This window comes from Brevibacillus sp. NSP2.1 (assembly GCF_000470975.2).
Taxonomy (GTDB): Bacteria; Bacillota; Bacilli; order Brevibacillales; family Brevibacillaceae; genus Brevibacillus; species Brevibacillus agri.
In genome coordinates, this window is the sequence record NZ_CP048274.1 from 5,096,554 (window position 1) to 5,111,292 (window position 14,739).

A 14,739-nucleotide genomic window follows, 5' to 3' on the forward strand; every position below is an offset into this window, starting at 1 on the left:
AGCTCCCCCCTCAAGACAGTTTGCTTTGGACCCATTTTCGGATGTCTTTTGCCGCAGGAGTCAGTTTTTTCTCGTTCGCTTCTTTTTGCAACGGCCTGCCCTGATTGACGGCCGCCTGCACTCCCGCGTGATCTCTCCTGATTTCCGCAGTAATCGGAGCGTTGAACAGCCCTTTCAGATCGGATACGGCCAACTCGTTATCCCGGCCCACCTGGTTGACGACGACTTCCAGCCTGCCCTCGGTATCAATGCGCAGCCGTCTGAACAAGTCTTCCACGAGCCGATAAATTTGCACAGACGGCGTATCCAGGTTCATCACGTAGTAAATCATGTCGGCCTCCGACAAGGCGGCATACACCAGCTCGTTCATATGGCTGGGCAAGTCGATGATGACAAAGTCATAGCTGCGGCGGCTCGCCCGGATCAGGCGCGTGACGAACGCCTCGGACATGTTTTCCGCGATCTCGGCGTCACGCGGGCTGACCAGCACTTCCAGCTTGGAGTGAGCCTCGCGCTGCGCTACGTTGCGGATGTGAAACTCGTTCATCTCGTTCATGACCGGAATCAGGTCCCCCAGCGTGCGGTTGCTGTCAAACGACAGGAACGTCTCGACGCCCCCGTACTGCAGGTTGAGGTCGATCAACAGCACGCTGGCCGTCGATTCCAGCTTCAGCGACTGGGCAAATCCGGTGGCAAGCTGTGTGCAGCCGCTTCCTCCTTTGCCGCTGTAAAACGAATACACCTTGCCCCGCCCGCGCACAAACGCTTTGCCGGAAGCATCCGCGCCTTTTTTGCGCTGCTGGATTTGGGACAGCTCGGATATTTTTTCGAGGCGGTCGGTCAGCAGGTTCAACTCGTCGGGCATGACGATGTACTCGACTGCTCCGGCGCGGACGACATCCCGCAGCAGGACAAAATCTTGCTTTTCCGTCAGAAAAATGACAATTCCCTCTGGCAGCTCGCTCTGTATGTACTGCACCAGCTCGACTCCGGCCCCCTCCTCGGGCTGGACGAGCAACACGACATCGGGTCCGATCCGGTCGATTTCTTTTTTCACTTCGCTGGACGTCGTATAGCGTACCGGCTCATACCCGGCCAGAAACTCCGTGAGCATCTCCTTGACCGAATCCTGATCTGCGACGACAAGAATTTTCACTTCTTTGCTCATGACTTACCCTCCGGTTTTTGGTGCTGGATTGGTTGGCGGCTGTACCGAAGTTGGCGGTTTGGCTGGCGGCTGCTGATTGGTCGGTGCTGGCTGAGTTTGCCCGGCTGGCTGAGCCGCTGGTGCCGTCGCTGGCGCAGAGGCTGGCGGCGTCTGCGGCTTTGCTTCGGCAGGCTTTGGCGCAGTTTCCGTCTTGCCCGGCTCGGTTGTAGTAAACGGATCGGGAATCCCCAGCTCTCCTTTGCCGACGTTTGCTTTTAGAATGCGCATCAGTTCGGCGTAGTGCTGCTGATGGATGAATTTGGGCACATCCTCGAACGGCAGCTCCAGCGCCACGCCTTTGAATTTGTTGTCCGACTTCGCAGCCATGGCGACGGGCACGTCTTTCATGAACACCTCGGTTACAGGCTGGCCGCCCTTCGTCGTCGAGATGATGATGTCGACGCGGTCCAGCGCCTCCAGTTCCTGGTCAAACATGATGTTTCCCGACGCGTACACCGTAATCAGCCGATTGTTTTGATCGCGGACCATGTTCGCCGGCTTTAAAATATTTTTCGTAATGACGTCGCCTTTCGACAAAGGAACGACCGTTACCTGATTTTTCAGACTGAGCTTGTCGACGACATACGAGTCATCCGCGTACTTTTTCGGAATTTGCCTTGTGGTCAATTGATCGGGTTGGATCAACGCCCGAGAGGGAATATCGACATTCGCCTCGTAAATCTCCACCATCTCCCCAAGCTGCGCGTTCATGTCCTTGATTTTCTTCAAAAACAGAAAACCCGCCAGCGCCGCAAGCAAAAAGGATAACACCAGAAAAATAATTGCCCGTCGTTTCGATTCCAACATGAAAAGCTTCCCTCTCTTTTTCTGTAGCTAGAATGATGTCAAATCATGCTGCACGCGCCTGACCCTCCATAATAAGTAAAAATACTCACCGTTATTGTCGGACTATTCCTCAAGAATCACCGCCTAGTAATAGATAACCATTACCAGCAACAGCCCGGTTCCCCCCGCAATGAATGGAGCCAGCGGGATTTCCCGATCAAAAGTCACCCTTCGCGACAGCCTGGAGACAAGCCACACAGGAAGCATGATGATTCCGGCAAGCAGATAGGTAAGCCCCATTGCAAACAATCCCGCCTGCCAGCCCAGCGCTGCTCCTACCACTGCGAGCAGCTTGATGTCGCCACCCCCCACCTGCCCATTGCTAATGACGGCCATCCCGAGCGACAGTCCGACAAGCACGACGACTCCCAGGACGTGCGCCACCCAGTCTTCCGGCCGAAGCACTGCATGCGCGATGAGAAAATAGGCGATCCCGGGCAGTGTCAGCCAGTCGTAAATCAGTCGGTAGCGTAGGTCTGTGTACACAGCCACCGCCATTACGAAAAGAATGGGAACGATGACATACAAAGTCGGCACGCTCGCTCCTCCCCCCTTCTTTTGGAGGAAAATTTCACCATCACAGACGGTCATTTGGGGAATTTTGTTGCGCAAACGAGAAAATTTTTGGTTTATCTTAGTAAAATCTTTTTTTCTCTCTCCCTTTTTTCTGCTGTAAACAGGTCCATTTTCCTTGTATCCGGCACCTTTTCCGCCAGATTGTTGCTGTCGAATGGTGCAGGGGACAAAATGCCTGTACGCCAAAAAGAGTGGTTCAGCAGACCGCTTCTTGACGACGATCGGCTATCGCTTCTCCGTCACGCAGGAGACGCCCGTCAAAGCAGTTGTTGTTGGCAGCGCACAGGTCACCCGTCCATCGCACAAAAAAATCCCTTCCCGAACCAGAGTGTCGAAAAGGGATTTTGCGCATGCTTCAGTTTTTTCAACTGGACGTTCAGCCCGTCGCTGGTGGTTTCGTTGTCGCTGATGATCTCCTCGCGCTAGAAATCATCGTATTTTTGCTCTCCTCTCTACAGATGGCGTACTTGGAGATCGCCGAGCGCTGATTGCTTACATGTTGCAGCAAATAGCGGATGTTGAAGGGCAGAAACTGCTCGAACTTGACCTCCATAATCATCAGCGGCTGGTGAATGGCGTTGACCATCATGAGCTGCTCGTCAAAAATGTCGAGGGAATGGACGGTGGTCATCAACTGCTTGTCAAAATTGACTCGCACATTGCCCGGCTCCATCACATACGCTTCGCGGACGTAATCAGTCATGACGCGCGGCATGAACAGATGGTTTTTGCACTCTTGAGACTCCCACGGCTAAAGCCACAAGCCTTCCACCTTGCGGTGTACGGGTGGGATTCTTGAATGACTAAGCGTTCGCAGTCCATTTCTGTTTTGAACAGCCTTCAAGATGAGGGCATCTCATTGCCCCTCCTAAGACAGTGCATATAGCATCTTAGGCTGATTGACTGTTACCATCAATCACAGGTGCATATCGAATGTTCATAGCACCGACTAAATCACGATGTTTTTCGAATCCACATTTGCATTTATACTTACGGTCTTGTGCCTTATTCTTCTAAGAGCATTTAGGGCATGTCTGACTTGTGTATGCAGGATTCACATGCTCAACTCTAATACCAACTAAATTCGCTTTATATTCAATGAACTGACACAGGCGATAAAATGACCAAGTATGCAGATTCTTTTCGTTTATACGGCTTGTTCTTGCCGTCTGTCTAATATTCGCCAGTTGCTCCAAGCGAATGACAGAAATTTTATTGTCTTTTGCAAAATTTACGATAGCACGACTAACCTTATGGTCTTAGTCTTTCATCCAACGTTGTTCTTTACCTTTTGAACTACGAATCGCATTTACCCTTTTCTTTTTGCCTAATGCTTTGCGTTCAGAACGAAACTTACGCTTCATGTACTTATTTTGTCTGCCACTCCCAAAGAAACGTACCTTTTCATCATCTGTTACAACAACGGCAGGAACTTTTAATCCCAAATCAACCCCCATGACTTTTACTCCTGTTCCTTCCATAGTAGGTATCGTGACAGAAATTTGGGCAATCCATTTATTTGCTTTCTGTGTGATTCGAAGCGTACCTAATTTGTGTTTTAGCAAAGCAAAGCTACGGTTGTCTTTATCAACTAACAAAGCACGGATAGGTGTTTTAGTTACCTTGCCGTCAATCATAATCGGCATGGAAATGTGCGTGAAATCAAACGAATAGTTTTGATTGTTCCAAATGCAGACAGGTTTCTTCAAAACAGGAACAGTAGTGAATTTGCTTTTCTTCGCTTTCTTAAACACACTTTTCGCGTCCTTGATAGCTTGATTTTTAACGGCACTTGGCAAAGAAGCAGAAGAGTCGGTAGCTCTCATTTTGTCCAGGGATGGAAAAACGTCAATGTGTTGGGTGAAGGAAATCCTGTCTATACGCTTGCGTTTGATAAAGAAAAGGGACTGGGACTTACGCCAGATGGTGCCTTTCAAGGTACTGCAATGGATACTTCCGCGATTACTGGCGGCCCATTGGCGATCGAATACGCTTTGCAAAACATATCGACTGCCTTGCGCAAGCTCTAAAAAGGCGAGAAGAACGCCAGCGAAATCGCTCTCGTGCAACAACCGGGCGACAAGCGGATGCTCCCCATGTCTCTGAACGTTACAATGCAAAGTCAAAAAAAGGAGGGATTCATATGCACTACCAAGCGATTAATCTGAGTGAGGAACTGTCTTCATTCCACGAGCTCTGGTCTCCGAAAGTCGTCGGTGAAATCAATGACTTTCAATTCAAGCTCGTCAAGATTGATGAGGATTTTATATGGCATGAACATCCAGGTGCCGATAAAGAGCAAAACTACAAAATAACCGACATTGCGAGCATTGACGTCACATACTCCAGAAAATTCGGCGATTACAGCGCTCAGGTCATTTTTTCGGATGAAAAAGAAACCAAATACTATTATCGAATAGATGAAAAAGTGAAGCAAAGCGGCTACAACGGTAAAACAAACAAGCACAGAGGGAGCTAAAGCGTTAGCAGCTCCGCGCAATTGTCAACGTGAGTCCAAAAATGCCGTTACATCATGACAGCCCCTAAATTTGCTTACTACGACAAAACGAAAGCATAATGCCGAAGCCAGGCTTCAGCATTATGCTTTCGCAAATTTTTGTACTCTTTACCACGCCGCAATACTACTATCCGTGCGCATATCCGTCCCGCCGCTCAAGACGCCGTTTTCATCCCGCCAAATAATTTGGCCGCGGCCAAAGTAATTGCCGAGCTGCGCCCACTTGATCGTGTGCCCTTTGCGCTCCAGCGCCTGCGCCAGATGCTCCGGGAAGTGCCGCTCCAGCTCCACCGTTTTGCCTTCCATCCACTGCCAGCGCGGTGCGTCCAGCGCCGCTTGCGGATTGAGGTGGAAGTCGATCGTGTTCATGACCACCTGCACATGGCCCTGCGGCTGCATGAAGCCGCCCATGACGCCGAACGGCCCCACCGCTTTTCCGTCTTTGGTCAAAAAGCCCGGGATAATCGTATGGAACGTTCTTTTGCCCGGCTCCAGGCAGTTGTCGTGATTCGGGTCGAGCGAAAAGTTGTGTCCGCGATTTTGCAGGGCGATTCCTGTTTCCGGCACGACTACTCCTGAGCCAAAGCCCATGTAGTTGCTCTGGATGAAGGACACCATGTTGCCCTCGCCGTCCGCTGTTGCCAAGTAAACTGTGCCACTCGACTTCGGCTGGCCCGGCTCCGGCGTCAAAGCCTCGTCGCCGATCAAGGCGCGGCGCTCGGCGGCGTATTCCTCCGACAGCAAGTCTTTTACCGCGACCTTCATCTTGCTTGCTTCCGTGATGTATTTCAAACCGTCGGCAAAAGCCAGCTTCATCGCTTCGATCTGCTTGTGATACGTGTCGGTTGTGTCTTTTGCCGCAAAGTCATAGCCCTTCAAAATGTTCAGCGCCATCAGGCCGATCATGCCCTGGCCGTTCGGCGGGATTTCCCACACGTCGTAGCCACGGTAGTTGACGCTTATCGGCTGCACCCACTCCGGCTCATAAGCGGCCAAGTCCTCTTTGCGCAAATAGCCGCCGCACTCGCGGGAAAAGGCGTCGATTTTTTCCGCCAGCTCGCCGCGGTAGAAGCTCTCCCCGTTCGTCTCCGCAATCTGCCGCAGCGTAGCCGCGTGCCCCGGCGACTTCCAGATGTCTCCCGCTTTTGGCACCTTGCCTTCTGGCGCAAAAGTGGAGAACCAATGGGCAAACTCTTCGCCTTTGCAAAGCTGCGAGAACTTTTTATACGCCGCGTTCCAGTAATGGGCCAGCGTCGGCGAAAGCGGATAGCCGTTTTCCGCGTAGTCGATGGCCGGCTGCAAAACCTCTGTCAGCGGCAGGCGGCCAAAGCGCTTAGACAGAGCCGCCCAGGCAGCCGGAGCGCCCGGCACCGTCACAGGTGTCCAGCCGTAAGTCGGCATTTCTTCCAGTCCTTTTGTTTTCAACGCCTCGATAGAGATCGCTTGCGGAGCTGGTCCGCTGGCGTTCAGTCCGTGCAGCTCGTCTTTGATCCAGACGAGCGCGAACGCATCGCCGCCAATTCCGTTGGAGGTCGGCTCGACCACCGTCAGGCACGCAGCAGTCGCGATTGCCGCGTCCACTGCATTGCCGCCCTTTTTCAAAATATCGAGACCTGCCTGTGCCGCGAGCGGCTGCGAGGTCGCTACCATGCCGTTTTTGGCAAATGTCGTGACACGTTTCGATGCATACGGGTATTCCATTGCGTCGTAGTTTACCATGATTGAGGCCTCCTTGTATCTGGTTGGCGTTGCTACCCGATAAAAATGAACCCATACGCCATCGCCGCTACTATTACGAAGGCCGGATGCACTTTCCATGTCTCCAGCAGCAGATACGATGCGACGGTCAAAATGCCTGTCTGAATCCATCCGATCCCTTCGACTGCTCCGAGCAAAAACTGATAGGTCATCGTTCCGAGCAGGACCGTCACGACCGGGCGAACCGATTGTGTCATGGCTTTTACCTGCGGGGCATTGCGGAACAAGTTGATGAATTGGAGCAGCAGAATCATCGCAATCGCCGTAGGCGCAACCGTCGCCAGCAAAGCAACTGTCGCTCCCGGCACCCCTGCCACCTGATAGCCGATGTAGCCGGCCAGCTTGGTCGCAATCGGGCTCGGCAGCGCATTGCCCACTGCCAGCACTTCCCCGAATTCTTTCATGGACATCCATTGGAAATGATCGACGACCTCGTTTTGAATGAGCGGGATGCTCGGCGGCCCTCCTCCGTACCCCAAAATGTTCGAGATGAAAAAGGCCCAGAACAACTGTAAATAAATCATGCCGCTCCCTCCTTGCCGTCCTTTTTCTTGCGCTTGCGGACAGACCAGGTGGAGTAGGCAAAGGAAACGAGCAGCGCAATGCCTACTACAATGCCAGGATGCCAGTCAAGAAAGAGCAGCGCTACGAGCGACAGGCCAAGCGAAATGCTCACTCCCGTTTTGCTCGACGCGCCTTTCCAGCCCTTGGCGAGAAACTCCCACGTCAGCACGCCTGTCATGACCGCAATCACCGGGCCGATCGCCTGGATCATGCCGTAGACGCCGGGCGCGTCCTTCCATTGATAAATCACTTGCAGCAAGCCGATCATGACGAGAACGATCGGCATGACTACCGCGACGTTCGCTACCAGTGCCCCCATCCAGCCTTTGACCCGATAGCCGATAAAAGCAGCCAGCTTGGTCGCAATCGGACCAGGCAAGGCGTTGGCTAGCGCCAGGTTGTCGGAAAAATCCTCGTCCGTCACCCACTTGTACTTTTTCACGCACTCGGTATAAAAAAGGGGAACCATCGTAGGTCCTCCCCCGAAACCAAATATCCCGATGCGGAAAAAGGCGAGAAACAAATGCCAGTAAACCATGTTGTTCGTACCTCCATCCTTGCCTTAGCGGAGCAGCTCACCCGAATGCACCAGATGACAGGAGACAAGCTGGCCTCCACCGATATCTGCCAGACTTGGCACCTGCGATTTGCAAACCTCCGTCGCATACGGGCAGCGCGGGTGAAACGTGCAGCCGCTTGGCGGATTGGCCGGACTCGGCAAATCTCCGGTCAACAAAATCCGTTCGCGCTTTTGCCGCGGTTTCGCCACAGGGACAGCCGAGAGCAGCGCCCGCGTGTACGGGTGGCTCGGGTTGTCGAACAGCGTCCTTTTATCGGCAATTTCTACTACACGGCCCAAATACATCACCGCAATCCGGTCGCACAAATGCTTGACGACCGACAAGTCATGCGAGATGAACATCAAGGTCAGATTGAATTCCTTTTTCAAATCTTTCAGCAGATTCAGCACCTGCGACTGAATCGACACGTCCAGAGCAGATACCGGCTCATCCGCAATAATCAGCTTCGGCTTGACCACCAGCGCGCGGGCAATCCCGATGCGCTGCCGCTGTCCGCCGGAAAAGTCGTGCGGATGGCGGTTCAGGTGCTCTTTTCGCAGGCCGACAATCTGAATGATTTCTTCAATGACGCGCTCCCGCTCTTCCTTGGTTCCGATGTCGTGCACCATGAGCGATTCCAGCAAAATCTGCCTGATCGTCATCCGCGGGTTCAGAGAAGCATACGGGTCCTGAAAAATCATTTGCAGGTCCTTGCGCATCCGGCGCATTTCTTCTTTGGGCAATTTTGCTAAATCTTTGCCATCGAACCAGACTTCTCCTGCTGTCGGCTCCAAAAGCCGCAAAATCGTCCGGCCCGTCGTCGATTTCCCGCAGCCGGACTCCCCCACGATCCCGAGCGTCTCGCCGGGGTAGACAGTCAGGTCAATGCCATCGACCGCTTTTACATGGCCGACCGTCCGCTTCAGGAAGCCGCCTTTGATCGGAAAATGCTGCTGCAGCCCTTTTACTTCCAATAGAGGTGTTGTCATTTCCGCTCTCCCTCCTCTGCGTACAGCCAGCAACGGCATTTTTGTCCGTCCAGTTGGATCAATTCAGGCGGCTTTTCCTGGCAGATCGGCAGCGCCTTGGAGCAGCGCGGGGCAAAACGGCAGCCCGGCGGCATTTGGTGCGGCAGAGGAACTGCGCCCGGAATCGTCTCCAAATATTCGCGCTCCTCGTCCAGCTCCGGGATGGAGTTCATCAGGCCGATCGTGTACGGATGCTTGGGACTTTCAAACAGTGTATCCACATCGGTTTCCTCGACAACCTGCCCAGCGTACATGACGATGACGCGGTCGCACATCTCGGCTACTACCCCCAGATCGTGCGTAATCAGCATGATCGAGGTCCCTGTCTTTTCCTTCAGATCGCGCATCAGGTCGAGAATCTGCGCCTGAATCGTCACATCTAGCGCCGTTGTCGGCTCGTCGGCGATAATCAGCTTCGGGTCGCACGACATCGCCATGGCGATCATCACCCGCTGCCGCATACCGCCGGACAGTTGATGGGGGAACTCCCCGTAGATTTCTTCTGCGCGCGGCATCCCGACGGCCTTGAGCATCGCAATCGCCCGCTCCTTTGCTGCTGCCTTGGAGACTTTGCGGTGCAGCATGACGGCTTCCTCAATTTGTCTGCCTACCGTGTGCAGCGGATTGAGCGAAGTCATCGGCTCCTGAAAAATCATCGCGATCTCGTTACCGCGCATCCCTTGCATTTCTTTTTCCGACAGCTCCAGCACGTTTTTCCCCTGGAAGCGAATCGTGCCGCCTGTGCTTCCGTTTGGCGGCAAAAGCCGCATGATCGACAGGCTGGTGACGCTCTTTCCACAGCCCGATTCGCCTACGACGCCGAGTGTTTCACCAGCACGGATGGAGAAGTCGACGCCGTCAACAACGCTGACGACACCGCTGTCCGTGCGAAACCGAGTTCTTAGCTGCTCCACTTCCAAGATGGTCGTCATCTGCTCCACTCCTTTCCCTGCGTAGGGCATTGATTATTTGCGCGCGCGCGGATCCAGTACCTGCTGCAATCCATCCCCCAGCAAGTTGAAGCCCAGCACGACTAAAAAGATGGCAATCCCCGGATAAAACGTCGCATACGGCGCGACAGACATCAGCGTCTGCGCCTGGTTCAGCATGCTTCCCCACGATGGCGTCGGCGGCTGCACGCCCAGCCCCAGATAGGAGAGCGAAGCTTCCGCGATAATGCCGGAGGCCATCGCGAGTGTCGCCTGAATCACGATCGGGTTGAGCGCATTGGGCAAAATATGGCGGAAAATGATGCGGGCATCCTTCACGCCAACCGAACGCGCCGCTTGAATATATTCCATGTTGCGCAAAGAAAGAACCTGACCGCGAGTAATCCGGATGAAGGCAGGAGCGAAACCGATCCCGATCGCCAGCATCGCGTTGCCGAAGCCGGAACCGAGCACGGCCGAGATCGCCAGCGCCAAAATCAAAAACGGAAAGGCTTGCATCGCATCGACGCTGCGCATGACCACCCACTCATCCCAAAAGCCGCGGTAATATCCGGACAACAACCCGATCGGCACGCCAATCAGCATGGCGATTCCTACCGAAATGAGAGCAGCCTGGATAGAGATTCGCGCTCCGTAGACGACGCGGGAGAAAATATCCCGACCGAGGTCGTCTGTGCCAAACAAATGCTCGCCGTCTGGCGGCATCATCACTTTGTTGTAATCTTGTGCATTCGGGTCAAAAGGAGCGATCTGCGGCGCGAAAATCGCTATCACAATCAACGCAAGGATAATGACCGCTCCGATGACGCCAAGACCATTTCGCAGGAATTTGCGCGCGGTTTTCATCACTCACCCGCTCCTTTCCCAGCTTTGATGCGCGGATCAATGACCGCATACAACATATCGACAGCCAGGTTGACCAAGACGACCAGCACCGCCGAAACAAGGATCGCTCCCTGTACCGTCACGTAGTCGCGCTTGAAGACCGACTCGACAATCAGACGGCCGAAGCCGGGAATCGAGAAGATCGACTCGGTAATGACCAGACCGCCCAAAAGGCCCGCGATCATCAGCCCGGAGGTTGTCACGACTGGCACCATCGCATTGCGCAGCGCATGGCCCAAAATCGTGCGCGCTTCATTCAAGCCTTTTGCCTTCGCCGTCCGAATGAAGTCCATGCTGACCACATCGAGCAAGGAAGAACGCAGCATTCTCATCAGCACCGCAGACTCCCGAAGGCCGGTCGCCAAACAGGGGAGAACCATCGCCAGCAAATTTTGCTTCGGATCTTCCAGAAACGGCACGTAGCCGGATGCGGGAAGCCATTGGTTGTTCACTGCAAAAAAGATAATCATCATCATAGCCAGCCAGAAGCTCGGGATGCTCATCCCGCCCAGCGCAGTAAAGGTACTCGTGTAGTCAATCCACGTCCCGCGGCGCACAGCCGCCAGGATTCCCGCAGGAAAAGCAATCAGGATCGCCACGAGAAACGTTCCGATCGTAAGCTCCACCGTTGCGGGCAGCCTTTGCATAATTAATTGAGAGACCGGCACCCGGTCCGTAATCGAGATTCCCAAATCGCCCTGCAGCACTTTTCCCAGCCAGGAAAAATATTGCACCACGATCGGCTGGTCCAACCCCAGCTCTGTTCGTAGTGCCTGATAGGCTTCCGGTGTCGCTTCCTGTCCTAAAATGACCCGGGCAGGATCGCCCGGGATCAAGTGGATCAAAGAGAAAGTCATAATGGACACCAGCAGGAGAATCGGGATTGTCAGCAGTAGACGCCTGACCACGAACATCATGACAATTCCTCCTTGCTCTTGCCGTTATAGTGTGTGGCTTGCCTTATTGCTTGTCCAATGTGGCGGTACGGATCAACCCGTCCGGTACGTAGGTGAAGCCTGTTACTTTTTTGTTCATGCCGATCAAAACATATTGATGGTACAGGTACACATAGCCCGCTTCTTCCTGCAAGAGCTTGGTCGCTTCCTCGTACAGCGCCTTCCGCTTCGCTTCGTCCATTTCCCCGCGCGCCGCTACAACCAGCTCGTCCAGCTTCGGAATAGAGATGCGGCCGTCGTTGTTGGAAGTGCCAGTGACTACGAAGTCATGCAAGTTTTGGTCAGGGTCCTGACGACCGGACCAGCCCAGTTGCAGGGCATCGAATTCGCCTTTTTCGCCTGTTTCAATCAGTTGGCCGTATTCCAGCTTCTCCAGCGTCGCGTTGATGTTGTACTGCTTCAGCATGCTTTGCAGCACAGCGCCAAGCTGTTCGTTTTCCGGAGAAGTCGTGATGTACAACTTAAAGTCAAAACCGTTCGGCTTGCCGCCCTTCGCCAGCAAGTCCTTGATCTCAGCCGCGTTAGGCGGCACCGGCGTGTTCAACTGCTCGTTGTACGCCAGACTGCCTTTCGCAAACGCGGTACGCGCAGGTGCCGCATAGCCGTTGAACAGCACTTTTACTACCGCTTCCCGGTCAATCGCGCGGTCGACAGCTTGACGCAAGTACTTGTTGTCAAACGGCGGGCGGGAGTTGTTCACATAAAACCCTTGATAGCCCATGCCGGATTCGGATATCAGTTGCAGGTTGGTATCGCCTTTTACAACCGGAATTTCCTTCACAGGCGTATCGTCGATGATGTCCAGCGTGCCGGAGCGCAAGTTTTGCACCTTGGCTGTACCGTTCGTGAACACTTTGTAGTTCACTTCGTCTACTTTTACCTCGCCGTTCCAGTAGTTTTCGTTTTTCTTCAGCGTCACGTGGTCGCCTTTTACCTGTTCAACAAAAGTGAACGGGCCTGTCCCTACTGGATGGTTCAAGTATTGATCGCCGTGCTCCTGAACCGCTTTTGGCGAAACCATGATCCCCGCGCGGTCTGTCAATACGGACAGGAACGGAGCAAACGGCTCTTTCAACTGGATTTTGACAGTATTTTTATCGACGACCGTCACAGACTCAACGAACTTCAACTCGCCTTTGCGGCGGGACTTCTCCCCGGAAATGTTGCGGTCGAAGTTGAATTTGACTGCCTCGGCGTCAAACTCGGTGCCATCGTGGAACTTCACGCCTTGCTTGAGCTTCATTGTGTAGGTTTTGCCATCTGGCGTAACCTCGTACGATTCAGCCAGCATCGGGACGATCTTGCCCTCTGCGTCGATGTCAAACAGCTTGTCGTAAAGGCTCGCGTAAACTTGGCGATCGTAGAGAGAAGTGGAGATGCTCGGGTCCATCGAAGGCGGATCTGCCTTCAGCCCGATGTTGATGACTTTTTTGCCAGTGGCAGGCGCCGTCGCTGTGCTTCCGCTATCGGCAGTTCCTGTCCCGCTTCCTCCTCCACATCCTGTTACCAGTAAAACCGTCCCCAGCACGGCACTGAGCATTGCTTTGCTCATCTTGGTCGAAAACATAGAATGACCCCTTTTCTCTTTTTTTGTTGGCTCTAAGCAATGAAACGACAATCCCAACGGCTCATTCGTCCGATGGCATTCCCCCTTCCGAGGTTTTCGCTTCGCCTTAGCGGACGAAGTTGTATTTGGATTTCAAGATTTTCAGCTCGTTGATGACGTTTGTCCGCACGATGCCCGGCACTTTGTAGAGCTTTTTCATCAAAAATTCCGATAATTCTTCGTAGCTTCTGACCAATACTTGCGTGAACAACTGATAGTCGCCGGAGGTCAACACGATCAATCGGATTTCCACGATCTCATTCAACGCGGCGACGACTTCGTCGAGCTTTTCCGCCTCGACAGCTATCTGGATGATCGCCTGGACGTGCAAGCCAGCCTTGACCGGATTGACGATGCCGACGAGACTCAGCGTTCCTTCATCCTGCAACTGCTGAACGCGCATGCGAATCGTTTTTTCGGTTACCCCGAGGTCTTTGGCAATCTGGGTAAAAGGCAAGCGTGCATTTTGCTGCAGCGCCCGGATAATCCCGTAGTCCGTATCGTCAAGCTCCGGATACAGGGAACGGCGGAATTTCTCCTCCATATAAACACTCCTTTATTCGTCTTGTTTATTGGAAAACAAACCTATTTGCGGTTGCTATTTTAATATCTTAGTCGAATTACGTAACGATTGTTGTTAATATAATACGAATCACGACCTGATGCAAGCATTTTTCAGAAAGTTTCTTTTTGAAAGCATTTTCATTTTTTTATTTTTCTTTATCATATTTTTGATCTATATAAACAAAAAAACAGCCGCTCCATTAAATGAAGCGGCTGTATAGCTAACAACGGCGTTTCAATATTCGATTCGCTTCTCCGCTTGCGACCAGGCTACAAACGGGCTCTGACGATTTTCCAGCTCGATTTGCCGGAAAGGAATGCTGCGTTCTTCGTGCGGCAGCATGATTTGCTCGTAAATAAAATGGTCGTCGAATCCGACGCTTGCTGCGTCTTCTTTCGTGCAGGCGTAGTAGACGGCTCGCGGCCGCGCCCAGTAAATCGCTCCCAAACACATCGGGCACGGCTCGCAGCTCGTGTACAGTTCGCAATCGCTCAACTGAAAAGTGCCCAGCTTGCGGCACGCCTCGCGAATCGCCTGCACCTCCGCATGTGCGGTCGGATCGTTCATCGCTGTCACTTCATTGCGGCCCCGTCCGACGATTTGCCCGTCTTTGACGATAATCGCGCCAAAAGGCCCGCCGCGGCTCTCCTTCACATTGTCCAGCGCAATGCTGACGGCTTGCCCCATCCACGTATCCTGATCCATCCCTTTCCCTCCTCG

At 53.3% G+C, this 14,739-nt stretch carries 15 protein-coding genes and 2 pseudogenes; 2 read left to right on the top strand and 15 right to left on the bottom strand.

The window, feature by feature from the left end:
- Positions 1–10: 10 nt before the first annotated feature.
- From M655_RS24870 to M655_RS24890, 5 genes and pseudogenes are all read right to left on the bottom strand, one after another.
- Entirely contained in the window at positions 11–1,168 is a 1,158-nt protein-coding gene (locus M655_RS24870; protein ID WP_026558335.1) for a CpaE/TadZ family protein, read from the bottom strand.
- A gap of 3 nt (positions 1,169–1,171) precedes the next feature.
- The gene (locus M655_RS24875) at positions 1,172–2,014 is read right to left on the bottom strand and encodes a CpaB family protein (protein ID WP_026558336.1); all 843 of its coding nucleotides are present in this window, start codon (positions 2,012–2,014) and stop codon (positions 1,172–1,174) included.
- A gap of 123 nt (positions 2,015–2,137) precedes the next feature.
- Positions 2,138–2,590: a prepilin peptidase gene (locus M655_RS24880; protein WP_025844339.1), complete on the bottom strand. Its 453-nt coding sequence runs from the start codon at positions 2,588–2,590 to the stop codon at positions 2,138–2,140.
- Positions 2,591–3,005: 415 nt separating this feature from the next.
- Positions 3,006–3,332 (bottom strand): VTC domain-containing protein, encoded by a 327-nt coding sequence (locus M655_RS24885; RefSeq protein ID WP_286085918.1) that lies wholly within the window; start codon positions 3,330–3,332, stop codon positions 3,006–3,008.
- Positions 3,333–3,519: 187 nt separating this feature from the next.
- Positions 3,520–4,437: pseudogene (locus tag M655_RS24890) on the bottom strand (RNA-guided endonuclease TnpB family protein); the annotation flags it as partial.
- Position 4,438: 1 nt separating this feature from the next.
- Here M655_RS24890 and M655_RS24895 point away from each other — a divergent pair.
- Both M655_RS24895 and M655_RS24900 read left to right on the top strand, forming a co-directional pair.
- A pseudogene (locus M655_RS24895) lies at positions 4,439–4,659 on the top strand (ABC transporter substrate-binding protein); the annotation flags it as partial.
- 113 nt (positions 4,660–4,772) lie between these two features.
- The gene (locus tag M655_RS24900; RefSeq protein ID WP_152344135.1) at positions 4,773–5,108 is read left to right on the top strand and encodes a cupin domain-containing protein; all 336 of its coding nucleotides are present in this window, start codon (positions 4,773–4,775) and stop codon (positions 5,106–5,108) included.
- A gap of 147 nt (positions 5,109–5,255) precedes the next feature.
- Here the strand turns inward: M655_RS24900 and ggt are convergent, their stop codons facing one another.
- The 10 genes from ggt to M655_RS24950 all read right to left on the bottom strand — a co-directional run bounded on the left by ggt (position 5,256) and on the right by M655_RS24950 (position 14,724).
- Positions 5,256–6,866 (bottom strand): gamma-glutamyltransferase, encoded by a 1,611-nt coding sequence (gene ggt / locus M655_RS24905; protein WP_005834738.1) that lies wholly within the window; start codon positions 6,864–6,866, stop codon positions 5,256–5,258.
- Positions 6,867–6,898: 32 nt separating this feature from the next.
- Positions 6,899–7,429, bottom strand: coding sequence for a chromate transporter (locus M655_RS24910; protein WP_025848644.1), 531 nt, complete (start codon positions 7,427–7,429; stop codon positions 6,899–6,901).
- The gene (locus M655_RS24915; protein ID WP_005834735.1) at positions 7,426–8,007 is read right to left on the bottom strand and encodes a chromate transporter; all 582 of its coding nucleotides are present in this window, start codon (positions 8,005–8,007) and stop codon (positions 7,426–7,428) included. The genes M655_RS24910 and M655_RS24915 overlap by 4 nt, the downstream gene beginning before the upstream one ends.
- Before the next feature lie 24 nt (positions 8,008–8,031).
- Positions 8,032–9,018, bottom strand: coding sequence for an ABC transporter ATP-binding protein (locus M655_RS24920; protein ID WP_005834733.1), 987 nt, complete (start codon positions 9,016–9,018; stop codon positions 8,032–8,034).
- Positions 9,015–9,989 carry an ABC transporter ATP-binding protein gene (locus tag M655_RS24925; protein ID WP_025848642.1) on the bottom strand — a complete coding sequence of 325 codons (975 nt, stop codon included), beginning with the start codon at positions 9,987–9,989 and terminating at the stop codon, positions 9,015–9,017. The genes M655_RS24920 and M655_RS24925 overlap by 4 nt, the downstream gene beginning before the upstream one ends.
- Before the next feature lie 33 nt (positions 9,990–10,022).
- Positions 10,023–10,853, bottom strand: a complete 831-nt coding sequence (locus tag M655_RS24930) for an ABC transporter permease (RefSeq protein WP_005834729.1) — start codon at positions 10,851–10,853, stop codon at positions 10,023–10,025.
- Positions 10,853–11,809, bottom strand: coding sequence for an ABC transporter permease (locus M655_RS24935; protein ID WP_005834727.1), 957 nt, complete (start codon positions 11,807–11,809; stop codon positions 10,853–10,855). Before M655_RS24935 ends, M655_RS24930 begins: the two co-directional genes overlap by 1 nt.
- A 43-nt stretch (positions 11,810–11,852) precedes the next feature.
- A complete protein-coding gene (locus tag M655_RS24940) occupies positions 11,853–13,415 on the bottom strand; it encodes an ABC transporter substrate-binding protein (protein WP_005834725.1) in 1,563 nt (520 codons plus the stop codon).
- A gap of 106 nt (positions 13,416–13,521) precedes the next feature.
- Positions 13,522–13,998, bottom strand: a complete 477-nt coding sequence (locus M655_RS24945; RefSeq protein ID WP_005834724.1) for an Lrp/AsnC family transcriptional regulator — start codon at positions 13,996–13,998, stop codon at positions 13,522–13,524.
- Positions 13,999–14,253: 255 nt separating this feature from the next.
- Positions 14,254–14,724: a nucleoside deaminase gene (locus tag M655_RS24950; RefSeq protein WP_005834722.1), complete on the bottom strand. Its 471-nt coding sequence runs from the start codon at positions 14,722–14,724 to the stop codon at positions 14,254–14,256.
- Between the last annotated feature and the right edge of the window lie 15 nt (positions 14,725–14,739).

Excerpts from the sequence above, each read along its gene's own strand:
- M655_RS24930 (WP_005834729.1), bottom strand. The coding sequence starts at position 10,853 with ATGAAAACCGCGCGCAAATTCCTGCGAAATGGTCTTGGCGTCATCGGA.
- M655_RS24870 (WP_026558335.1), bottom strand. The coding sequence starts at position 1,168 with ATGAGCAAAGAAGTGAAAATTCTTGTCGTCGCAGATCAGGATTCGGTC.
- M655_RS24910 (WP_025848644.1), bottom strand. The coding sequence starts at position 7,429 with ATGATTTATTTACAGTTGTTCTGGGCCTTTTTCATCTCGAACATTTTG.
- M655_RS24920 (WP_005834733.1), bottom strand. The coding sequence starts at position 9,018 with ATGACAACACCTCTATTGGAAGTAAAAGGGCTGCAGCAGCATTTTCCG.
- M655_RS24935 (WP_005834727.1), bottom strand. The coding sequence starts at position 11,809 with ATGATGTTCGTGGTCAGGCGTCTACTGCTGACAATCCCGATTCTCCTG.
- M655_RS24950 (WP_005834722.1), bottom strand. The coding sequence starts at position 14,724 with ATGGATCAGGATACGTGGATGGGGCAAGCCGTCAGCATTGCGCTGGAC.
- ggt (WP_005834738.1), bottom strand. The coding sequence starts at position 6,866 with ATGGTAAACTACGACGCAATGGAATACCCGTATGCATCGAAACGTGTC.
- M655_RS24875 (WP_026558336.1), bottom strand. The coding sequence starts at position 2,014 with ATGTTGGAATCGAAACGACGGGCAATTATTTTTCTGGTGTTATCCTTT.
- M655_RS24915 (WP_005834735.1), bottom strand. The coding sequence starts at position 8,007 with ATGGTTTACTGGCATTTGTTTCTCGCCTTTTTCCGCATCGGGATATTT.
- M655_RS24940 (WP_005834725.1), bottom strand. The coding sequence starts at position 13,415 with ATGTTTTCGACCAAGATGAGCAAAGCAATGCTCAGTGCCGTGCTGGGG.
- M655_RS24945 (WP_005834724.1), bottom strand. The coding sequence starts at position 13,998 with ATGGAGGAGAAATTCCGCCGTTCCCTGTATCCGGAGCTTGACGATACG.
- M655_RS24925 (WP_025848642.1), bottom strand. The coding sequence starts at position 9,989 with ATGACGACCATCTTGGAAGTGGAGCAGCTAAGAACTCGGTTTCGCACG.
- M655_RS24885 (WP_286085918.1), bottom strand. The coding sequence starts at position 3,332 with ATGACTGATTACGTCCGCGAAGCGTATGTGATGGAGCCGGGCAATGTG.
- M655_RS24900 (WP_152344135.1), top strand. The coding sequence starts at position 4,773 with ATGCACTACCAAGCGATTAATCTGAGTGAGGAACTGTCTTCATTCCAC.